Genomic DNA, 22,324 nt, shown 5'->3' with positions numbered 1-22,324 from the left:
CAGAAAAGCCCGCTCGGCGGGCCGGTCTCCTGCGTCGCATCAGGCTAACGCGACCAAGCCGGGCGCCAATACATCTATCCGTCGGGGAAGGCGTCGGATAGCGGACATCGTTCTTACCAGTTCTTTCCTTCCCGCCAATTTCTCCTCGCTGGCCTCCGCGCAGCGGCGCGGCATCGGTGGCGCCGTGGATCACGGCGGTCGACTATGGGCCGACCACGTATCCCACTGGACCGACCACTCGGCGGAGTCGGGTTGGCGCGGGGCGGAAGGCACAGGCGGATGCCCGCGGCGCGCGCCGGGCGGACCGCCGCCGACGGCCGGCGAGCGTCCACGTACGCCGCATGCCGACGGCCGCGCCGGCCGCGGCCCTGCCTCCGGCCGGCCCCTCCCGGCCGACGGATCGAGAGGAAACGATGACCGCCCGATTACCGTTCGTCGCCCGAACCGGCACCGACGTCGACAACGTCGACAGCAAGGCGGCCCCGCCCAAGAAGGACCGTCTCTGCCGGCCGGCCCCGTCTCTGCCCGGCTCCTGGGGCCGATCCGGCTCCGCGCACCGGCCTCACCCCGGCGGCGGCCCCGGTGCCACGCGGGCCGGTTCCGCGGAACCCGGTCCCTCCCAGCCCGAGCGCCGCGGGGCACCGGCCCGAAGGCTGCGGGGCGCGGCGGCGGTGATCGCGGTCGCGTCGGTGGTCGCCGTCGGTGCGGCCGCCTGTTCGGGGTCCGTCATCCCGGACGACAACCACTCCCCCGCCGGGGCGAGGGGCGAGGGCACAGCCACGGCGGAGCGTCGGCCGGCCGTCCCGGCGGCCACGCTCACCGGGCCGGTCACCGCGGGTGCGATCTCGGAGCCGGTGGGCGCCGGGCCCGACATGGCAGCGCACAGCTACGTCGAGCAGGAGTACTTCGCCGCCGGCACCGCGACCGCCTACACGGCCGCGGGYACGCTCGGCAACGACGGGGCCTGGCGGGTCAGCCCGTCGACGAAGGCCCCCTACAAGACCCGTCTGATCGTGCGGCGGCCGGCCGACCTGGAACGGTTCAAGGGAACCGTCGTCGTCGAGTGGCTCAACGAGACCGCCGGGGTCGACACCTCCGCCGAATGGACGTCCTTCGGCGAGGAGGTCATGCGGTCCGGTTCGATCTACGTCGGCCTGTCCGTCCAGGCGCTCGGTGTCGTCGGTGGCAAGAGCCTGCTCCCGATCCCGGGCGCGCCGCCCGCGGTCGGGGCCCGGGGCACGACTCCCGAACGCTACGGCTCGCTCGCGCACCCGGGGGACAAGTACGCCTTCGACATCCTGTCCCAGGTGGGCGCGGCGCTGCGCGCGCCGGGCGGCGGGCCCGCGCTTGGCGGCGCGCACCCTGACCGGCTGGTCGCCGCCGGCGAGTCCCAGTCGGCGTTCTTCCTGACGACCTACGTCAACGCCGTGCACCCGGTGGCCAACGTCTACGACGGGTTCTTCATCCACAGCCGCGCCGGCTCGGCGGCGGGCCTGGACGGCACGAGCGGCGTGGGCGGTTCCGGGCCTTCCGCCGTGCGGATCCGTACCGATCTCAATGCCAGGGTCTTCATCTTCGAGACGGAGACCGACGTCGGCCCGACGCTCGGCTACGCCGTCGCCCGCCAGGACAACACCGACCAGCTGCGCACCTGGGAGGTCGCCGGGACGGCGCACGCCGACGCGAGCCTCACCGGTTCCCCGGACGCGTCCGGCCTCGGCTGCCCCGGCCGCATCAACACCGGGCCGCAGCACTACGTCGCCAACGCCGCCTTCGCCGCCCTGATCCGCTGGGTCACCGACGGCACCCAGCCGCCGCGGGCCGACCGGCTGGCCCTCAACGGCACCGGCACGGGCGCGACCCTCGCCCGTGACGCCCGCGGCATCGCCCGCGGCGGCGTGCGCACGCCGCCGGTGGACGTCCCGGTGGCGGTCCTGTCCGGTGACCCGTCCCCCGGCACCACCAGCGTCCTGTGCGGCCTCTTCGGCTCGACGACGCCGTTCGACGCGGCGACCCTGGCGTCGCTGTACCCGACCCGTGACTCCTACCTGTCCGCCTTCGACAAGTCCCTCAGCAGCACCATCGCCGCCGGGTTCCTCCTCGAGGCCGACCGCGCCGCGCTCACCACCGAAGCCCGCTCCGCTCCCCTCCCCGTCTGAACGAGGTCCTCTGGTCGATCATCGACCAGCCCATGCCGGGCACGTCGCCGCCGACGTGTCCGGCATGACGGACCGCGCTCAAGGCATCGACAGGCCTCGGGCGAAGGAAGAGCGGAGGGAAAAAAACAAGGTGAGAGAAGTCCGCCCTGCGCCGCAGGAGCGGCGTTTAGGTGATGCACGGTGCGGGGATCGCACCTTTCGGCGCGTCCACTTCTCCATGCCTTTCTCGTGGCGGCTTCTCTCACCTGGTCTCGTTATACCCTCCTCCGCGCGGCCACACAACCCTCACGACGGCCCCAGGCGTTCAGTCGCCTCATAGCCGGCACTCTCACGGCGGACGCCCGCCAACCCCACGACCAGCTGTTCTCCCTGTCCGCCGGAACCGTCCGGGCTACCCGTAAAGCCCTAATAGTCCGTTTCCGCCGCCTTACGCGGCTCACTCGCCCATTGCCGTCCGACCCGACCGGAGCGATCGTCAGAGAAAGGCAGCGGCACGGTCGGCTGACGAAGGCGGAAGGACAGCCGAACCGCGAGAGATGCACTCCCGATGCGGCCGAAGCCGGCAATCGCACGCCCACGACCAATCCCGATCGCCACGAGGCGGAAGACGCGCCGCCGCGCCGCCGCGGCATCCAGGTGCCGTGCGGGGCGGGGCCGGAACGGGAGCGGGCCCGCTCGTCAGCCGGCGGTGACACCGCCGTCGGTGGAGAGGATCGCGCCGTGGATGTTGCGGCCGTCGTCGCTGGCGACGAAGGCGAACAGCTTTGCGATGTCGTCGGGCTTGGCCATCGGGCGCGGGACCATGTAGCGGCCGATGAGGTCGTAGTCGACGTCGTCCGGGAACGTGGTGGCGGCGACCAGCGCCGTCTCGGTGCCGCCGGGCGCGATCGCGTTGATACGGATCTTCTTCTTGAGGAACTCCATGGCCAGCGCGCGGGTGAGCTGGACGACCGCGCCCTTGGTCATGCAGTACAGGACGGTGTAGGCACCGCCCATCAGACCCGAGTTCGAGGCGATGTTGACGACGTTGCCCTTGGTCGTCAGCAGATGCGGGATGGCGGCCTGGGCGAGGAAGAAGTAGGCGTCGGTGTTGACCGCGAACATCAGCCGGTACTCGTCCTCGGTCACGTCCGTGACGTGGCCGGTGCGCAGGATCCCGGCGACGTTGCCGAGCACGTCGAGCCGGCCGAACTCGGCGACCGCGTCCGCGACGGCGGCCCGGCACTCGCCGCTCTCCCGCACGTCGGTGGCCCGGGTGACGATCCGGCCGCCCCCTTCAGGTTCCTCCTTGGCCAGGGAATCCAGTCCCGCCGCGTCGATGTCGCAGGCGAACACCGAGGCTCCCTCGGCGGCGAGCCGTAGCGTCACCGCGTGGCCGATCCCGGACGCGGCGCCGGTGACGAGCGCGACGCGGCCCTCGAACCGGCGCGGCTGGCTCCCCTGAGACATGCGGGCACCTCCCTGACGCGCGGACCGTGGCCGCGCCTACTAGAACCTGTTCCAGTATTCCGCGAACCGACCCTTGTGCGCACGTGTCTCCCGATCCGCGGGGGCCGGATCGCCCACCGGCGCGGGGCGGGACCGGCCGGGCGTACGCGGCCAGCCCCCGTCCGGGCGCAACGCCGTCAGGCCTCGAGCTTCTTGGGGTCGGGGACGGTGGCGGGCGTGCCCTGGTGGTATTCGATGAGTTCCAGGAGGTAGCCGTCGGGGTCCTTCACGAAGGCCACCGTGACGGGCCACCGGTCGAGCCGGGCCGGTGGGGTGACGGCCTCGCAGCCGGCCGCGACGGCCCGCTCGAACAGCGCGGCGCAGTCGTCGGTGTTCACGTAGAGCTTCCAGATCGCGGTGCCCATGTCGATCGGGCCGGCCTGGCCGAGCTGCTGGGCGAGCTGCATGCGGCTCCCGCCGTGCGGCGACTGGATGACCGCCTCGCGCGCCGTCTCGATCTCGGTGCGGCTGACGACGGGAATGCCGACGACCCCCTCCCAGAACGCCACCGAGCGCTCCAGGTCCGACACGTTGATGCAGTACTGGCCAAGGATCGCTACCACCGACGTCCTCCTGGACTGGGAATGCTGATGCCGCACGGCCAGGAGGTACCGGCCGGCGGTGGGCGGGTATCGAGGGCGGGGCGGGCGGGCGGGCGGGGCTGGGACGCCCGCCAGATCACCACCGCTAGATCACCACTACCGTGTCGCCATAGTCGTGAATCGGGCCAGATCACGACCGCGACAACCCGGTCGCGACGATCATGAGGTGGACGTTCGCGGGCCGAGCGCTAGTCGGGCGGTCGCGACGTCGTCGCCGCCGCTCCCGCTCCCGCCGGGCGGCCGGTCATCAGGTTCGCCTCGAGCAGGTAGGCCGGGTCGGTCCGCTCGACCTGGGAGTGGGCGCGGGCGAGGATCTTCGCGTTCTGCGCGTCGCTCGGCACCGTGATCCAGAAGGTCTCGTCGCGGATGCCCGCCAGGCACAGGTCGGCCACCTCGGACAGCGGCGCGAACGTGACCGGCAGGCCGGCCGCCTCCATGCGCCGCTGGAAGGCGCCCAGTGAGTCACGCCCCTCCTTCGGCGGGGCACCCGGCCGGTCATAGCGCTCGGGCCGGTTCGCACCAGGGCGCCAGATCCCGGTGTTGAGCAGGCCGGGGGTCGCGGTCGACGGGTACAGCAACGAGGCGCCGACCAGGGCGCCCGCCTCGCGCAGCTGCCCCCACAGGCATTCGGTGATGGTCGTGACCGCGGCCTTCGTCGCCGCGTAGACCGCGCTGTTGATGAGCGGGGTGAAGCCCCCGTTTCCCGAGGTCGTGTTGACGATGTGCCCCTCGACCCCCTGGTCGATCATCGGCTGGGTGAAGGCGCGGATGCCGTTGACGACACCCAGCACGTTGACGTCGAACGACCACCGCCAGTCATGGACGTGGTGCTCCCAGATCCGTCCCTCCGAGCCCGAGCCGATGCCCGCGTTGTTGCACAGGACGTGCACGGCGCCATAGGCGCCCAGGGCCGCGTCGCGTAACGCCTCCACGGATTCGAGCGAGGTCACGTCCGTGACGACACCGGTCACCTCGCGGCCGGCGGCACGCAGCTCGGCGGTGGTCTTCTCGACCAGGTCGGGTACGACGTCGGCGACGACCGCCTTCATGCCCTCGGCACAGAACCGTTCGACGAGCGCGCGGCCGATCCCCTGGCCAGCACCCGTCACCACCGCGACCCTGCCGGCGAAGTCCCTCACAGCGCACCCCTCTGCCGTCGTGTCCGCTCTGCCGTCGCGTCCGCCGTCGCGGCCTACCGCCGGCGGGCGCCACCCAGCCCGGTAGAACGCGTTCTACCCAACCGCCAGACCGGGCTCAACGCAAGACCCGGCCGGCGGTGACTCCGCGCCAGGCCGGCACGCCCTGCCGCGGGACACGAACGAGCGCTGGCACCGCGGGATCAGACACCTGCGACCCGTACCGGCTCCCCGCCCCGGAACAACCCGGGAATGTCACGGTTCGGGCACGTGTGGATCATGGCTGCCATCCCGCGGCCCACGACCTTGGACCTCTGCCGTCGTCTGCCGGTCGTCATGGTGGCTGGCGGTCCAGGTACGGGAGCTCGGAGTCCGGGGCCTGCTGGTGGGATCGGACCGTTTCCAGGAGGGCCTGGGCTTCAGGGTCCTGGGCGTCGAGGGCCAGCACCACGGCAAGGCTCTCGGCCGCGAGGTTCCAGTGACCGAGGCGCGCGCGCTGGACCGCCTGGTTGAAGTGAYGGTCGGTGAGATCACGCAGGGCGACGAGCGGGGAGAGGTCGGCGGCACAGCCGAGGCAGGGCGATACGAGCGTGGCCAGTCTTCGCTGGCAGGACGGGCAGATCACGTTGGTGCGCATGGCGGGCTCCTGACTGCAAGCCGGGAACGGGTCACGGGTGCGCGGCGCGGGCATGCCGGGGCAGGGGCGTGCCGCCGAGGTCAGCGCTCGTCGATGGGGATGTCGCCGCCGCCCTCCGGATCCAGGTTCTGCACCCGGGCGTGCAGGGGATCTATCTTGTTCTGGTAGATCACCGCGAGTGTGCGCAGCGCCTCCGGGTCGCCGGGGTCGACGGCGTTGACCTCCATCGCGACCTGCTCGATGTCGGTGAGGAGCCGCTCCTGCGCCGGCCCGCTGGCGGCTCCCCCGGCGACCATCCTCGCCTGGACGTTCTGCGCGAGGCCGCGAAGATCCCCGAACAGCATGATGCGCAGCTCGCCCGGGTCGACGTCGTCGAGGCTGTAGCCGGTCGTCGGCAGGTCGACGCGTACCGCCCGGATCCGGTCGGCCAGCGCGTCGTTGGCCTGCAGCCAGTCGATCTGGTTCGACGCCGTGTAGGCGGCGCGGCCGGCGGACTCCAGCGGGGCGAACGCGGCCCGGTGCCGCTCGGCCGCCCCGGGGTTGGACCGGGCGAGCCTGCCGATCAGGTCCCGCAGCTCCCTGAGCGAGTCCTCGAACTCCGCCAGCGACGGCTGCAGTCCGCTGACCTCGGTGACCTGGACGCTGTCGACCAGCGTCTCCGCCTCCAGCAGCTTGTGGTGCGTCTTCGGCCGGTCGTGGCCCTCGCCGAGCAGCAGCTCGACCTCGCCGAGCAGGTCGTCGATGGTCGGGCCGATCCGCAGCGCCTCCGTCGGCGAGATCGCGTTCCGCTTCTCCGACCATGCCACCGACACCTCGGCGTGGCGGCGGCGCAGCTCGGGCCATTCGGGCACCTCGCGGACCGGGATGTCGATGACCGCGGTCGCCGACACCCCGATCGAGGGGATCGTGGCGTGCGCGCGGATCGTCCAGCCCAGCTCGAACTGCATCTCGACGACGACGTCCGCGCCGATCGGCAGGTCGGCGGGCACGTCGGCGATGGTGACCTCGCCGATCGGCACCATGCCCTCGACGAGGGTGACCCGTAGCGCCGTGCCGTGTCCGGCCGTCTTGAGCAGCAGTTTTGCCTGGTGGGGCAGTTTGGTGCCGGCCGAGGCGACGAGACGCAGGCCGGTGCGCAGCGGTACGAGGAAGTCGTGCGCGAGGACGTCGCCGCTGACGGTGAGCGCCGGGCCGCCGTCGCCGGCCCTGAGCATCAGGTGCTCGGCGGCGATCTCCCGTCCGTCGCGCTCGACCGCGACGGTGAACCCGTTACCCTGCCCGGCGCGCAGTTCGACGTCCTCGAACAGGAACATGCCATCCGCGGTGGGCACCTCGGTGCGCCGGACGGTCCCGTCGTCCGAGGTGAGCAGGACCTTCACCCGGCGCAGGTCGACTGCCTCGCCCTCGGCCCGGACCCGGCCGCTGATGTCGGTGAACGGTGGGGTCGGGTCGGGCCGGTCGAGTTCGAGGACGCCGCCGCGGATCGCGGCCTGCGCGGCCTTGAGCGCGGCGCCGACCGCCACGCACAGGTCGGGGTTGACAAGCTTCGGCCTTTTCTTCAGATGCTGTTCGAGAAGCTGGCCGACGAGGGGGATGYGTGACGACCCGCCGACCATGACGACCTCGGAGAGCGCCGGCGGCGTCACCCCGGCGCGCTCGAGCGCCCGGGTGCAGCTCGTCATCGTCGCGCGCAGCTGGGTCTCGATCATCCGCTCGAAGTCGGCCCGCTCGAGCTCGAGGTTGATGTTCATCGCCTCGTCGCGGCGGTCGCGGGTGTGCATGCTGGCGATCTCGGTGAAGGTGTCATGGGACAGGTCGTGCTTGGCCTCTTCGGCGAGTGCCATGAGGGCCGCGTGGACGGCCATGTCGCCCGGGTCGTCAGGATTGATCGCCAGGTCGTAGGCCGGCAGCTGGGAGATCATCCAGTTAACCAGGTGCCGGTCGAAGTCGTAGCCACCGAGGTACCGGTCGCCGTCGAAGGACCGGTTCTCGAAGCCGATCTCGCTGTCCCAGCTCACGACGGACGTGTCGAAGGTACCGCCGCCCAGGTCGTAGACGAGGAAGGTCTCTCCCGAGGCGAGGGTCTGCTGCCGGTCGTGGGTGTAGGTCATCGCGGCGGCGACCGGCTCGATGAGGGTCTCGACGATCTCCAGCCCGGCGGCCGCGCCGGCCTGGGTGGTCTCCTGTTTCGCCCGGGTCTCGAAGAAGGCCGGGACGGTGACGACGGCGCGTTCCACCGGGGTGCCGAGAACCTCCTCCGCGAGCGCCTTGAGCGCGCCCAGGACATGGGCCGAGGCCTCCATCGGGGTGAGCTCGACGTGCCCCGCGGTGACCCGCTGGTCGGTGCCCATGCTGCGCTTGAAGTACATCGCCGGTGGGAGCCGGGAGGCCCGGGCCTTGCGCTTCGCCTTCATCCCGACGAGCACGGTGCCGTCGGGGCCGATCCAGACGGCGGACGGCGTGGTCGGCGACTTGTCCGGGTTGGTGATCACGAGAGCGTCGCCGACAGGGCGCAGGCGGCGTGTCTCGATGAGCGCGTCGCGGTTGGGGATGTCGGCGTTGGCCGGCACCGCCACACAGCTGTTGGTCGTTCCGAGGTCGATACCGATAATCGTGCTCATCCGACTCCGCTTCCGTCCTCTCCCAGATCACCCGTCGGCCCGGAGGGCGGTTCCCGGTCCGGTACGACCACCGCCACCGGCTCGAACGGAGGCTGTCCCTCGGGCTCACCCACGGCCGCGAGTTCCGGCCCGGGTTCCGCCTCCGCGCCGCCGGCGGCCAACCCCGGCTCTGGCTCGGATTCCGTCTCCGCCACGCCCGCCGGCTCGGCCGGCGAATCCCGCTCGGCCGGAGCCGGAGCCGGGGCCGGGGCTGGTTCCGGTTCGGCCGGAGCCGCTTCCGGTTCGGCCGGAGCCGCTTCCGGTTCGGCCGGAGCCGCTTCCGGTTCGGCCGGAGCCGCCTCCGGTTCCGGTTCGGCCAGGAGCACCCGGGCACGTTGGGCCACCTCGCCGCCGGCGAGCACGACGGCGGGCCGCAGCACCCGGCTCACGACGAGGAGGGACTCGTCGTCGGTGTCCGGCGCGTAGTCCACGTCGACCAGTTCGCTGTTCTCGTACTCGGCGAAGGGACGACCCGCGGGGTCGACGACCTGGACGTCGGCCCGTTCGAGCCCGCGGGCGAGCCGGCGGGTCATGACCGCCAGGGTATCGATCTGTCCACCGAGCCCGGCCGCCCGAGCCTCGCCCTGGACCGCGGCGACGAAGCCGCGCAGGTCGTGGATGGCGCGGGCCGTCTCGACAGCCAGCGCGCGGTAGCGGCCGTGGTAGGCGTCGACGGCTCTGCGTGCCTCGTCGCGGCCGGTCTGGCGGGCGGAGGCCTGCCCGGCGAGCAGCCGGTGCACGAGGCCGAAGGGGGTGTCCGGCGGCAGGTCCGACAGGGCGCGCTCCTGCGCGGCGATCTCCGGTGGCGGGGACGGCGGGGCCTGGTCGGCGTCGCGGTCCGGCCGGTTGCGCGGGTCGGCGGCAGGCGTTCCCGAGCCCTTCGGCCTGGCCGGCCTGGGCTTGCCCGGCCGCCGGCGGCGGCGGGACCGGCTCACGGAAGAAGCCCTTCCCAGCGCGGCGGCGCGGCGGACGACAGGTCTGGCAGCAGGTAGCGCGCTGTCTGCTCGTCGACGTCGAGGCGGGGCGTGGGCGCCGGCGGAGGCGGCAGCCGCGGGAAGGCGTCGAGGAGCTCGGCGGTGAGCTCGTCGCCGGTGCGCTCGGGCCGGTGGGTGAGCAGTTCGGCGAGYAGGCGGCCCTCGGCGTCGGCGAGCTCCTCCTGTGCCCGGTTGATGTCGGCGACCGTCAACGTCCGGCCGAACAGCGGGTACCGGTCGGCGGCGCGTTTGACCCGCTGGCGGCGGCGCTCGATGTGGGCGCGGATCGCGCCGCGGCCGGCCAGCGTCGGGTCGAGGTCGAGGATCTGGAACGGGGTCGAACGGTAGGGGTTCAGGCCGTCCTGCCAGGCCCAGGGGTTGTCGATGGTCGTCACGCCTTCCGTCGGTCGGGCCCGGTGATGTCCGGGCGGGCGGTCCGCTCGCGGCTACGTCAGCAGCCCCTTGCCGCCAGCAGGGCGTCGAGCTGCAGAAAGAAGAGCCGCATGTCCGGGGGTGCCTCCGGATGTGCCCGCAGCACCCGCCACCGCCGCCGGGCCGCGGCCAGTTCGCCGACGGGCGGATCCGCGATGTTCAGGGACCACACCAGCACCGTGAACTGCTCGGTGAAATGGAGTTCGTCCAGCACGGTGTCGCCGACCTCGGCCATGACCGCCAGCTGCCCGCCGCGGGCGGTCGGGCGGGGGTTGAGGTTGGCGCCTCCCTCGTCGGCGAGCCGCTGTCCGATCTGGTCGATCGCGGCCCGGGCCAGCAACCTGCGGGTGTGCTGGTACTCCAGGCTCTCGGTCAGGTCCGGGTCGAGGAGCAGCCCCCGGCGGAAGTAGCCGAGCGCGAGGTCGGGTTTGGATACGCCTCGCCGCAGTGCCTCAAGGCCCAGCCAGTAGTAGTGGCGAGCGAGCTCCGGGCGGAGGTCGGCAGCGATCCCGTGCGTCGCGGGCAGGTCCAGCGAGGTGAGCGCGGCATGCACCCTGGCGAGGGTGGGCCCGACCGTCACCGTCCACTCGGGGGCGCGGGACTGGCCCTCGCACCACCGGCGGGTCACCAACAGCAGCGCGCGGGCGAGGCGGGTGCTGGTCGGGTCGATGGCGAACCAGCTGAGCAGGGCGCGGATGGTGTCGGTGAACCGGGCCTCCTTGATGGCCTGACCGAGGCCGGCGACGGTGTCGGCGCCGAACTGGTCGCGAGCCCGGGTGACCGCGGCCTCGGGGAGCGTCGAGAGCCGGATGCACTCGGCGTGGCGGCGGGCCCGGTCGGGGTCGGTGAGCCGGTAGCGGGTGGCGAGCGTGACATGCGGGGCGAGCAGGTACTCAGGCAGCCGGGCGCGGACACCGTCGAGCAGGCCGTCGGGCAGCGGGGCGCCGCTCACCGTTTCCAGATGTTCGCGCAGCCCGTCCCAGAACCGGTCGTCACGGTGCAGCGCCGCCCAGTGTTCCAGCGCCTTCCGCCAGTGCTGAGCAGCGGTCTTCGACTCGCCGGCGGCCTCCAGGTCGTAGGCGCGGGCGTGGTGGGCGATGGCGAGGTGGTGGACGTGCCAGGGCCCCTCGCCGGTGGACCAGTGCGTCAGCGCCGCCTCCGTCCAGGGCTGCAGCTCGTTGTCCGCGGTCAGCGCGGCGTAGCCGGCCGAGGTGGGGCTTCCCTCGCCGCGCAGCGCGGCGGCCAGCCCGCGGGCATAGAGCCGGTAGGCCGCGAGGGATGTGTCCGGGGTTGTCACGGCTGTCTCCCCGCGCTGGGTGCCGGGCCGTCCGGCGGCCGGTCGGTCTCGTCGGACGCGGCGGCGACGAGCGCGCCCCCGTCCTCCCGCAGCAGCAGCCGGCGGGCGGGCCGGCCCTGCTCGGCGGCCTGATCGAGCGCCCGCAGCAGACCGGGCACGATCGAGGTGACGCAGCGGTTGACGCCGCGGGCGGCCTCCCGGGAGCGGTGCCGCCAGGCAATCGTGCCGATCCACTCGACCGCCGACGGCTGCCAATCCAGCCGGACACCGAGCTGATCGCGCATCCGCTCGGCGAGCTGGGCGAGCGAGCGGTCGGCGAGCATGCGCAGCTCGGTCGGGCCGAGCGGGGCGAACAGCAGGATGTCGTCGATCCGGTTGAGGAACTCGGGGCGGAAGAACTCCGACAGCCGCTGGCGCAGGTTCGCCTCGGCCGTGTCCGCGGCAGCCCGCCCGCCGTCGCCCGTCATGAGGATGCTGTCGAGCAGTTCGTCGACGCTCTCGCCGGGGCCGGCGGAGGGACCGCCGACCGGCCGGGTCACCTCGTCCGACAGCCCGCCGGCGGTGCCCACGTCGGCGACACCGAGGTTCGAGGTGAGCACGATGACGGCGTCCCTCGCGTCGCGCACCGGGCCGGCGGGGTCGGCGACCCGGCCCTCGTCGAGCAGGCGCAGTAGTACGTCGAGGACCCGCGGGTCGGCCTTCTCGACCTCGTCGAAGAGGAACACCCGCTGTGGGTTGTCACGAAGCTCGTTGGTGAGCCGCCCGTTGCCGAACCCGACGAGGCCCATGGGCGCCCCGATGAACGTGTTGACCGACTCCGGGGAGGTGAACTGCCCCATCTCGAAGAGCACGAGCGCGTCGGGCGAGCCGTAGATGACCTCGCTGAGCAACCGGGCGGTCATCGTCTTGCCGGTGCCGCTCGGGCCGCAGAACAGCAGCGTCGCTCGTGGCCGGTCGCTGAACCGGAAGTCATGGGACATGGAGCGCTTGACGAGTTCGAGCCGGGTGGCAAGCCGTTCGATCACGGTGCCCTGGCCGACAAGCCGGCGGCGAAGCAGCGCGACCGACTCGGCGAGCGTCGGGGTCGGGACGACCGCGGCGCCGGCCCGCGGCCCCAGGTGGGGCTCGCGGTGGTACTGCTCGGCGTAGTTCGCGAGCAGGTCCGCGTCAACGCCGATCTCGCGCAGGAACGCGGCGGTCAGCCCGCTCGGGGAGTCGAGCAGCGCGGCGAGCATGTCCCGCTCGGCGACACTCGGGCTGCCGCGGCGGGCCGCGGCCAGGGCCGCGGCGCGCAGCACGTCGCGGAGGCGGTCGTCGAGAAGCTGTACGGCGACGGGGAGACGCGCGACGGGGTGGCCGGTGCCGCCGCCGGTGAGCGCCAGCAGCCGGGCCCGCACCGCGGCGACGTCCTGGCGCAGGAAGTGCAGGCCCTGTTCGAGCAGGCCGCCGGGGGTCGCCGCCAGGGCGTGCAGGAGCAGGGCGACGTCGGCCAGCGGATGCCCGAGCCCGGCGGCCTCGGCGGCGAGCACGGCGAGGACGCGGCGCGCGCCCGGGCTGAACAGTGCCAGGTCGAGCTGGCCATCGGGCAGGAACGGGTCGGCCGGTTCGACGGCCGGGATGGCGAGGTCGCGCAGCCACCTGCCGAGGTCGACCCGGCCGTAGCGCTCAAGCAGGTCGACGGCGACCGGTTCAAGCCGGGGCAGCAGTTCGGCGAGCAGCCGCCGCTCGTCGATCCGCCCGTCGCCGGCCACCGCCGCGGCGGTGGCCCGCCGTGTGCCCACCGTGCCCGCGCCGCCGGTGAGGTCGGTGACGGTCGTGGCGTCGGCGACGTCGAGGGTGGCGGCGCCGTCGACGGCGTCCTGCTCGACGCGTTCCCAGGCCCGCAGCGCGGCGAACACCTCCCGGGTGGCCTCAGAGGCGACCGTCTCCAGCCGGCCCGCCGTGGCGGCGGGCTGGTCGCGGCCGGCCCCCGGGCCGGCGCCGGCCGCCCGGCGTTCGCGGATCCCGGTGACCTGCCCGAGGGCGGCGGCGAAGACGTCGACGGCGATCGACTGGCCGTCGAACAGGGAGGCGGCGAGCCCCGGTCGCGCCCGGGCGAGCGCTATGAGCAGGTGGGCCGGGGTCAGCCGAGCCGAGGCGAGCTCGGCCTGGACCGCCAGCGCGGCGCGGAACCGGTCGGTGCGGCGCAGCAGGTTCGCGTCGAACCGGTCGTCGGGAATCCCGAAGATCGCCATCGGTCACCCAGCGGGCTGGCCGGTCAGGGCGGGCAGGTCGAGGATCCGCAGCGCCTCGGCGGTCCGGCCGTCACGCGCCTGCGTCACCGCGATCCCCAGCAGCGCATGCACGGCCACGGCCCGTGTCTCGCCCGCCCAGACGGTGTCCGAGGGCGCGTCGGTGGCGAGGGCGAGGAACAGCTCCGGGTCGGCGGTGGCGACGGTGGAGAGCACGTACCCGGTGCTGATCGAGCACCAGCGCCACCACGCCGGCCCATGCTCGTCGTGCAGGGCGCGCACCCGGTTGACAAGCGCCGGACGGTCATCGGCCAGCGCGGCGGCGACGATCCCGAGCGTCGGGTTGTGCCCGTCCGCACCGTTCGCCTCGGTCGCCTGCCGCAGCCCGGCCAGCGCCACATCGCCCGCGGCGGCATCCACGGCGCCGCTGGCCCGCAGCTGACCCAGCGCCGACCAGAAGGCGATGCTCGCGGCGAGGTCCCTCGTGCCCGCCGCGGGGGCGGGCACCGGCCCGGGCTCGGCCTGGGCACCGGGTGAGGCGTCAGCGCTCGCCAGGTCCCGCAGCTCGGCGAGCACGCGCAGGCCGGGACGCTCGGTGTAGAGGATCTCCTCGGCGATCCGCAGCAGCTGGTAGCGCGGATTGTTCTCGTGTTTCAGCGCCTCGGTGAGCAGCCGCCGGGCCGAGACCCGGGAACCCCGTTGGAGGTGCTGCTTCGCCTGGGTGGCGAGCAGGTGCGCGAGCGCTCGCCGCGCCGCCGGATCGCCGAGGCGTGCCGCCTCCCGGTAGCGGGCCGCGGCCTCGTCGTGACGGTGGTGGCGAGTCGCGGCGTCGCCGAGCAGGCACCACCATTCGGCGTGCCCGGCCGGCGCGCCGGGTGGGGCGACCAGGTCGACGAGCTCCCAGAAGACGCGGTCCGAGGAGACGGCCGCGACGTCCTTGCCGTCCTGCCGGGCCACCAGGGCGCGGACGGCGAGCGCCCGGAAGGTGGCCGCGTCGTCCCGCGATGGCGGGCCGTCCCCGGGTGCCGCGTCCGGGCGGGGGCGCAGGCCGGCCGCCGACAGCAGCGCCCGCGGGCTGGCTCCCAGGTCGGCGCAGGCATCCAGCAGCAGGTCCCAGGTGCGCCGGAACTTCGCCTCGTCGGGCCGTCGCACCCAGGCGGCGAGAACCGACCGGGTCGACTCCGCGTCCGGTTTGACGGGCCGGGTGAGCAGCACCGCGAGTCCCTTCACCGCCCCGTCCGGGTCGATCTCGGCCAGCGCGGGCAGCCGGGACAGCGACGCGGCCCGGGAAGCCTCCTCCGGCCGCCGGCCGCCCTGGGCCCGAGGGGAACGACCACCCGCCGCCCCCGATCCCCGCGTTCCCGCGGTCCCGGGCCTGGCGTTGGGGGGCCTCGTGGCCTCCGGCCGGCTGGTCCCGCGAGGGTGCCGGGCCTTCGGCGCCCTCGAACGGCGGGGAATGGCGGGCCAGGCGGCCACGACCGCGAGCCGGATGGCCGACCAGGCGATCAGCGGCAGCAGGAGGATGGTGGAACCGAAGAGAAAGCCGACCGCGGTTATCCCGCCGACCGCGAGCCACGTGGGAGCCCGGAAGAACACCGCCCGGCCGAGCAGGGGACGCCGCAGCAGCGTCACGACGATCCACATCGCCGGCAGCGGTACCAACACCCACCGCTGGTCCTGGAACCAGACCAGGGGGGCGGCGCCGCCGTCCGGCTCCACGGGAACCGGGACGGTCAGCGCGGTGACGACCAGGGCGGCGGCGGTGACCGCCAGGTCACCGAACCGCCACCAGCGCGCACCGGGGCTGGTCGGGCGCTCGAGCGCGCGGGCCCACCGCAGGGTGAGTGGGATCCGGGCGAGCCCAGTGCCGGTCGACACGGCCACGATCAGAAGCGCGGTGGTGCGGGACAGTTTGTGCGCGGCGGGCAGCCAGCCGGCGACCGCGAAGTCACTGGCCAAAGCGAGCGCCGCGACCGCGAGCGTGAACGCGGTCAGCGCGGTGGTGGGGCGCGCGCGGCCAGCCGAATACACCAATGGGGCCCCTCCATGCTGTGCCTGCCGCGTGTGGCGCCTTCCTGGGCCGGGATTCGGACTGCCGGTGGGGCCAGCCCCGTTCGGCGGCGGGGACGCGAGCGCGTCGCCCGGCCTCGTCCGGGAGCAGCATATTGGTTGGTCGGTGAGAAAATGCGGTTGTTGTCCGCGTTATGACAACCAGGAACGGCCGATCCCTTTACACTCGGCAACGGCGCTGTCAACAGACGTAATCGTTCCCGGCCAGGCCCGTCGCCGCCGTTTCGGTGACCTCCCTCAGGAGGCGGTGAACGGCGTCGGGCGCAATCCATCCGAATCCGGCGCGGCTCAGCCTTGTGAGCAGGTTTCTCACGTCGATCTCGGTGTAGGCGGCGCGGCCGTGCCGCGTAAACAATGCCCTGACCTGCTCGTCTGTCAGATTTCCCGAGGAGCTGGGTTCCGGATGCCGTGGGTAGGCCGCTCCCGGCCGCGGGTCCCATCCGGCCGCGGTATGCAGGGCGACGAACTGTTCCAGGTCGGGGCGCACGACCTCGGCGCCGCGGGCCGGGTCGGGCGGGGCGAGGTCCCAGTCGAACGCCCACAGGTGCAGCCCGCCGTCGCCGTAGCCCACGAGGAGGCGCCGGCGGTCCTCGCTCAGTGTCAGCGCGGTCACCTCGGTCGGGCCGCGCAGCGACCACAGGCACTGGCCGTCGCGCGGGTCCCAGACGCGGACCTCGCCGTCCTGGTCCGCGGAGACGGCGATCCGGCCGTCCTCGGCCATCGCCAGCGCGCGGACCTCGGCGCCGTGCCCCGCGGACCGGCGCACGACGCGGCGCGCCACGGTGTCGAGCAGGACCAGGTCGGCATGGTCCGCGGCCAGCAGCCAGCGACCGTCGGCGCTCAGCTCCACCTGGCGGAACCGGGCCCGTGCCATCCGCAGGCTCCACAGCGACCGGCCGGTCGCGTTGTCCCACAGCCACAGCGCCTCGTCACCGGCCGCCGCCGCCAGCCGGCCGTCGGCGCTGAGCGCCACCGCCCGGGGCCCTCGGTCCACGAGGTACCGCCGGACCCGGGCGCCGGTGGCGTGGTGCCACACGAGGACGGCGCCGCCGCGGGGGCGCTCGGCGTCGAGCTCGTCGAGGACGGCGCGGACCCACGGCTGCATCTCGGCCCGTAGCCACACCAGGCGGCGCTCCGCGCCCCCTTCCCGCGCCATGCCCGGGATGACGTCCAACGAGACGGCGGCGCCGAAACGGCCGTCACGGCTCAGTGCCAGGTCGAGCGGCGCGCCTGGGCCGGCGTGCCCGGCTGTTTCCTGGAAGCGGCGTTCACCTGCCCGGGCGGACAGCGCGACCCTGGTGTAGTCGCCCTGGTAGGTGGCCGAGGTGAGTTGTTCGCCCGAGGGCTCGATCCGAGCGAGGTACGACCCGGTGAGGCGGTGCTGGGCGGTCACCTCCCCGCGTTCGAGGTCCCAGCGGACAACCTCGCCGTCGCCGCTGACCGCGTGGCCCCACAGCCCCGACCCGTGCAGCGACAGGTCCTGGATCCACGACTGGAAGTGGTCGAGGACACGCAGCAGCCTCGCCCCGATGATCGTGACGGGTTCGCAGCGCAGGCCCAGCTTGCGCCAGGCCTCGTCGGTCTCGGGGAGGTTCGCGTGGCCGGGCAGGGCGCGCAGCCGGCGGACCACCGCCAGTGTGCCCGCCACGTCGCCGAGCTGCCAGGCGGCGTCGGCGCGGTCGGTCAGCGACCGCGCCCGGCGGGCGACGGCGGGCGCTCCCGGGCGGACCCGCGAGGGCCAGTACGGGCTGGTGACATCCCGGGCCCGGCACTCCCAGACGGCCGTGCTCCGCGAGCCGTGGAAGAGCACATGGCGCCCGTCGGGTGTCCACACGGCGAAGCTGTCGCTCAGGCGCAGGGCGTCGAACGTGCGCAGGCAACGCCCGGCCGGCACGTCCCAGAGCCGCACCCGGTCGCGGTGGCTGTTGGTGAGCGCGTGGCGTCCGGTCGGGTCGAGCAGGACATTGCGCAGCTCCCGGCCCGAGCCCGCGAACGCGTGGCTCCAGTCGCGCTCCCCGACGTCCCACACGGACAGCCGCCCGCTCGCCCGGGCCGCGAGGAGCCACCGGCCGTCCCCGGACAGGCCGAAGCCGCGGAAGGCGTCGGAGCCGTGGTCGAGCTCGGTCAGGCAACGGCCGGTCCGGCCGTCCCACAGCGCGATCTGCTCGTAGCCGCCGGAGCCGACGAGGCTGCCGTCCGCGCTGAACGCCACGAAGCTGACGTCCGATCCGGGTGACACCCACAGCCGGCGCCGTTCGGTCAGGTCGAAGGCCGCCAGGGTCCGGTCGGTCGCTGTCAGCAGGCGTTCGCCGTCCGGGCTCAGCCAGAGGTCCTGGACCTGCCCGCCCGGCTCGACGGTCTGGCGCAGGGCCTCGCCGCGCAGGTCCCACAGCCGCGCCGTCGCGTCCTCGCTCCCGGTGACCGCCAGCGTCGCCGCCCGGTCGGCGGCGACCGCCGTCACCCGGCCGCCATGGCCGAGGGCGGGGATCCTGGCCACCTCGCGACCGGACCTGGTCTCCTCCACGACCAGCCAGGTCGAGTCGGCATCCGGCCCGTCCGCCCGTAGCGCGACGACGGTACGGGCGCCGTCCCCGCTCACCGCCATCGCCTCGACGAACGCCTGGCGGTCGACCGTCCGGACCCGCCGGAAGTCACCGGCCTCCTCGACCCGCTCCTCGAGCTCGGCGACGGCGGCCCGCACCGCCGGGGCCCGGGTCTCCTCGGCCTGGTCGCTGACCCGGGCCAAGGCGACCCGGGCGTTCCGGCGGTCGCGGCGTTCCAGGTGCACCCGGGCGCGAAGGAAGTCCGGCAGCCAGTCGTCGGCGTCGCCCGGGGCGGCCGTCGCCAGCTGCTGGAGCAGCATCTCGTCGGTCACCTCACCCCGGCGCCAGCGGTAGACGCCGAAGTTGTAGAGGGTCGCGGCGTGCCTCGGATCGGCGTCGAGGGCCTGCCGCCAGGCCGCGGCCGCCTCGTCGTCCCGGCCGAGCTCGAGGAAGGACAGCGCCCGGTTGTTGAGGTCGTCGGCCATGCCGCGGACGGGGGCGTAGGGCTCGTGCGGGCAGGGTCTGCCGAGCTCCCGCTGGTAGACGGTCAGGAGCAGCTGCGCGACCTCGGCCATGCTCTCCGGCCGCTCGGCCGGGTCGTCGCGCAGGCAGCGGCCCAGCACGTCGCCCAGGCCGTCCGGGATCGCCGGCGGCTGCCCCACCGGAGCACGGCCCCGCCCGGGCGCACCCGCGCCGGCAGGCCGTCCCCGGTCCGCGGGCGCGGCGCGCAGGCAGGTCTCCAGTGCCTGCCCCGCCAGCGGGCCGTATGCCCAGGTCCGGCGGCCGGTGAACATCAGCAGCACCGAGGCGGCCCAGCTCCAGACGTCGGTGCGTGGATCCAGCGGCAGGCGCGCGGCCTGTTCGGGCGAGCAGAACGCCGGGGTCAGGCCGGCGACGCTGACCAGGCCGAACGGCGCCGGCACGGGGACCAGCGGGTCGGAGGTCTGCGGGCCCACCTCGGACAGCGCCTTCGCCAGCCCGAAGTCGGTGACCTTCACGATCCCGTCGGCGGTGAGCATCACGTTGCCAGGCTTGACGTCCTGGTGGACCAGGCCGCGCCGGTGCGCGGCGTCGAGTCCCCAGCAGAACTGGATCGCCGTGTCGAGCAGGCGGGCCAGCGCCTCGTCGGCGCCGCCCCGGTAGAGGGTGCCGTCCTGGATCCGGTCATGCAGACTCCCGCCGTCCACCAGCTCGACGAAGATCCGGGGGGTGTCGTCGAAGGTCTGGACGTAGTGGCAGGTGACGACGTGCGGATGGAGGTCGAGGGAAACCCAGGTCTCGGCCTCGCGGACGAAGCTCTCCCGCTTGCTGGCGTCGCTGAGCAGCTCCGGCCGGGGTGACTTCATCGCGAGGTCGATATTCCAGGCCCGGTGCCGCACCCGGTGGACGGTCCCCATCCCGCCGGTGCCGAGAAGTCCCAGCACGTCGTACTGGTCGCGCAGCGCCGGCCGGCCGCGGCCAGACCTGTTGGCCCTCGGCACCCCGGGCGAGCTCGGTCCAGCGGTCATGAACCCCGTCCGTCGGCCCCGGCCGGCTCCTACCATTATTTGCAGGCGGGGCGACCCAGGGAGTGCCAGGTGATTCTATTGTGCGCCCATCCGGACTGCGGGCGCAGGATTTCGGTCTCCGTCCTTGCTGGCGGAAACCCGGCAGCACTGGCCGACCCCGAGGGCTTCGCCTACTTCTTCCTGACCTGTGCGGGCTGTGGGGCGCCATTCTGCGAGCGCTGCGCGGAGGCGATGGACGGCCTTTTCCACCGGCCCCGGTGCACCCGGTGCGGCGGTGAGCTGCGCGAGGCCGACATTGACTCGGCGCTGTTCGACGGCGGCCGCGTGCCCTTGACCAGCCTCGCCCCGGTCGGCGGCCAGTCGGTGCAGGCGACCGTCAAGGTCAACATGGAGCAGAGCCGGCTGCACGTCGCGGGCGCCCGTCTGGAGAAGGCCCTCGCCGGGTTCGAGCAGGCTGTCCGCGCCGATCCGACGCACGCGCCCGCCTGGTTCAACCTGGCGGTGACGCTCGACGACCTGGGACGGCCTGACGACGCGCTGACCGCCCTCGACCGCTACCTGGCCCTGCGCCCCCAGCTTCCCGACGGCCATCTGCGCCGGGCGCAGGTGCTCACCCGGCAGGACCGGCCCGCCGCCGCGCTGGTCTCCTTCGACCGCGCTGTCCAGGTGGACCCGCGCTGCTGGCCGGCGCATCTCGGCCGGGCCGGGGTACTGGCCGACGTTGGACGGCACACCGAGGCGCTGGCCGCCCTGGGCCGGGTATCGCGCAGCGTCGCCGACCCGCGGCTGTGGGCCGGAGGGCAGCAGATCCGCGCCCGGTGCCTGCTGCGCCTGGGCCAGCCCGACGGCGCCCTCGTCGCCGTCGACGAGGCGCTGCGTACGCTCCCGCTCGACGTCGCGGCCCACAGCCTACGCGCCGACATCCTGTCCGCCCTGAACCGTCCAGAGGATGCCCACGAGGCCCGCGCCCACGCCGCCCGGCTCCCCGCCAGGGCAACACCACGACGGCCGACTTCCTGACCGGCGGCGCCGCCACGTTCACCGGACCGCTGCCCCACCGTCCTCCACGGCGGCGTCCGGCAGGTCGCCGACCGGCCGCCGGCGACGACGTCCGTCCAGATTCGTCACGCGAGGTCGGCTCGGGTGGGAAGGGCGTCGTAGGCACCGGGGCGGGTGATCGTCAGTGCGGCGGCGGACTGTGCCCGGTCGACGGCGTCAGCCTGGTCCGCCTTCGCGAGATGGCGGGCGGAGAAGACGGCGGTGAAGGCGTCGCTGGCGGCGGTCGTGTCGACGGCCTCGGTGGCGTGCGCCGGATAGGCGCGGGTCGTCGCGCCGTCGTAGACCGCGCAGCCTCGCTCGGCGAGGGTGACGCAGACCAGCGGGATGGCGAGCGCCCTTCCGACGGCCTCGGCCAGGTGCTCGGCGGGGCCGCCGCGGGCCGGGTGGTCGTCGGGCAGGAGGGCGCGCGCCTCGGCCTCGTTCGGGATGAGGACGTCGACGAGATCCCACCGCACGGCGTCGAGCTCGTGACGGTCGGCGGGGCGCGGCGCCGGGTTGACGATGACCTGGGTGCCAGCGGCACGGGCGATCTCGCTGACGCGGGAGATCGCCTCAGGGGTCTCGAAGGTGAGCAGGACGGCGTCGGCGCCGCGGATGGCCTTCTCCGCCTCGGCGATGACCTCCGGCATGATCGCGTACTCGTCGGGGACGCGCCAGACGAAGGCGTTGCGGCCGTCGGGCGCGGTGAACACGAGACAGACCGGTGTCGGCACGGTCGGGTGCCGGGCGATCGTGGTCACGTCGATGCCCTCGGCGGCGAGCGTCGCGAGCAGCGACGACCCGACGGGGTCCGAGCCGAGCACACCGACGGCCCAGACCTGGGCGCCGGCGCGCGCGAGGGTGACGGCCTGGTTAAGGCCCTTGCCGCCGGGGACCGTCCGGACCGAATCGGGACGCAGATCGTCACCCCAGTTCGGCAGAACCGGGGTGTTGATCAGGAAGTCGGCGTGGTACGAGCCGACCACGACAATTCTCAGATCGGAGATCGGTCGCGGCGGCGCCGTGCCCGGCTCGGCCCGGCTCACCGTTGGCGTGTCCAGGCCATCTAGCTCGGCGGTGTCTCTGAAATCGGCGGTGTCTCCGAGAAAAGGGGTGCCTTCTCGGAGAGAAAGGCCCGCGCGTCCGGCAACGCCTCCTCGATCGGCACCTGTTTGAACGCGCCGAGCGCGTCCCGGTAGATCAGGAGCGCGCCCACTCTGGCGAACTCCGAGATGACCTGCCGGCAGCCCCCACAGGGCGCGCACGGCCCGCGGTTGCTCTCGGCGACGGCGACGGCGACGATCTCGAGGTCCGCCCTGCTCTCGGTGACCGCCTTCGCGATCGCCGCTCGCTCGGCGCAGAGCGACATCGGATACGACCGGTTCTCCACGTTGGCACCCGAGTAGAACCGGCCGTCCCCGGTCAGGAGCGCCGCGCCGACCTGGAAGTTGGAATACGGCGCGTAGGCGAACTCGGTGGCCTCGGTCGCCAGCCTCTTGAGCTCCTGGACGATCTGTTCGGTGACGTACGCACTGCTCACCATGGCCCC

Annotated in this window: 15 protein-coding genes; 2 read left to right on the top strand and 13 right to left on the bottom strand. The window is 73.5% G+C overall.

The features are described from left to right. Nucleotides 1-413: 413 nt before the first annotated feature. Complete coding sequence (locus BL253_RS09520; RefSeq protein WP_081438155.1) at nt 414-2,159, top strand: alpha/beta hydrolase domain-containing protein; 1,746 nt, start codon at nt 414-416, stop codon at nt 2,157-2,159. Nucleotides 2,160-2,837: 678 nt separating this feature from the next. Here the strand turns inward: BL253_RS09520 and BL253_RS09515 are convergent. The 11 genes from BL253_RS09515 to BL253_RS44715 all read right to left on the bottom strand — a co-directional run bounded on the left by BL253_RS09515 (nt 2,838) and on the right by BL253_RS44715 (nt 19,737). Continuing rightward, a complete protein-coding gene (locus tag BL253_RS09515; protein ID WP_076815562.1) occupies nt 2,838-3,608 on the bottom strand; it encodes an SDR family NAD(P)-dependent oxidoreductase in 771 nt (256 codons plus the stop codon). Between the two features lie 176 nt (nt 3,609-3,784). Beyond that, nucleotides 3,785-4,210 (bottom strand): VOC family protein, encoded by a 426-nt coding sequence (locus BL253_RS09510; RefSeq protein ID WP_076815561.1) that lies wholly within the window; start codon nt 4,208-4,210, stop codon nt 3,785-3,787. A 227-nt stretch (nt 4,211-4,437) separates the two neighbouring features. After that, nucleotides 4,438-5,388 (bottom strand): SDR family NAD(P)-dependent oxidoreductase, encoded by a 951-nt coding sequence (locus BL253_RS09505; protein ID WP_076815560.1) that lies wholly within the window; start codon nt 5,386-5,388, stop codon nt 4,438-4,440. A 331-nt stretch (nt 5,389-5,719) separates the two neighbouring features. Further along, the gene (locus BL253_RS40230) at nt 5,720-6,022 is read right to left on the bottom strand and encodes a hypothetical protein (protein WP_076815559.1); all 303 of its coding nucleotides are present in this window, start codon (nt 6,020-6,022) and stop codon (nt 5,720-5,722) included. An 80-nt stretch (nt 6,023-6,102) separates the two neighbouring features. Beyond that, entirely contained in the window at nt 6,103-8,643 is a 2,541-nt protein-coding gene (locus BL253_RS09495; protein WP_076815558.1) for an Hsp70 family protein, read from the bottom strand. Further along, nucleotides 8,640-9,617: a hypothetical protein gene (locus BL253_RS09490; protein WP_076815557.1), complete on the bottom strand. Its 978-nt coding sequence runs from the start codon at nt 9,615-9,617 to the stop codon at nt 8,640-8,642. The genes BL253_RS09495 and BL253_RS09490 overlap by 4 nt, the downstream gene beginning before the upstream one ends. Continuing rightward, nucleotides 9,614-10,051 (bottom strand): hypothetical protein, encoded by a 438-nt coding sequence (locus tag BL253_RS09485; protein WP_076815556.1) that lies wholly within the window; start codon nt 10,049-10,051, stop codon nt 9,614-9,616. Before BL253_RS09485 ends, BL253_RS09490 begins: the two co-directional genes overlap by 4 nt. A 56-nt stretch (nt 10,052-10,107) precedes the next feature. Then, the gene (locus tag BL253_RS09480; RefSeq protein WP_076815555.1) at nt 10,108-11,385 is read right to left on the bottom strand and encodes a hypothetical protein; all 1,278 of its coding nucleotides are present in this window, start codon (nt 11,383-11,385) and stop codon (nt 10,108-10,110) included. Next, nucleotides 11,382-13,619: an AAA family ATPase gene (locus BL253_RS09475; protein WP_076815554.1), complete on the bottom strand. Its 2,238-nt coding sequence runs from the start codon at nt 13,617-13,619 to the stop codon at nt 11,382-11,384. The genes BL253_RS09480 and BL253_RS09475 overlap by 4 nt, the downstream gene beginning before the upstream one ends. A gap of 3 nt (nt 13,620-13,622) precedes the next feature. After that, on the bottom strand, nt 13,623-15,647 hold the full coding sequence (locus BL253_RS09470) for a hypothetical protein (RefSeq protein ID WP_076815553.1): 2,025 nt from the start codon (nt 15,645-15,647) through the stop codon (nt 13,623-13,625). Between the two features lie 220 nt (nt 15,648-15,867). Beyond that, entirely contained in the window at nt 15,868-19,737 is a 3,870-nt protein-coding gene (locus BL253_RS44715) for a protein kinase domain-containing protein (RefSeq protein WP_158230343.1), read from the bottom strand. A gap of 69 nt (nt 19,738-19,806) precedes the next feature. Between BL253_RS44715 and BL253_RS09460 the strand changes: the two genes are divergently transcribed. Further along, nucleotides 19,807-20,757 (top strand): tetratricopeptide repeat protein, encoded by a 951-nt coding sequence (locus BL253_RS09460; protein WP_131831474.1) that lies wholly within the window; start codon nt 19,807-19,809, stop codon nt 20,755-20,757. Nucleotides 20,758-20,861: 104 nt separating this feature from the next. On the opposite strand, the gene BL253_RS09455 is transcribed toward BL253_RS09460, so the two are convergent. Both BL253_RS09455 and cdd read right to left on the bottom strand, forming a co-directional pair. Then, nucleotides 20,862-21,821, bottom strand: a complete 960-nt coding sequence (locus BL253_RS09455) for a ribokinase (protein WP_081438151.1) — start codon at nt 21,819-21,821, stop codon at nt 20,862-20,864. A gap of 20 nt (nt 21,822-21,841) precedes the next feature. Then, nucleotides 21,842-22,318 carry a cytidine deaminase gene (gene cdd / locus BL253_RS09450; RefSeq protein WP_076815550.1) on the bottom strand — a complete coding sequence of 159 codons (477 nt, stop codon included), beginning with the start codon at nt 22,316-22,318 and terminating at the stop codon, nt 21,842-21,844. Nucleotides 22,319-22,324: the final 6 nt, after the last annotated feature.

Origin of the sequence: Pseudofrankia asymbiotica (assembly GCF_001983105.1) — a bacterium.
GTDB classification, from domain to species: Bacteria; Actinomycetota; Actinomycetes; order Frankiales; family Frankiaceae; genus Pseudofrankia; species Pseudofrankia asymbiotica.
This window is presented reverse-complemented; position numbering and strand designations above follow the sequence as displayed.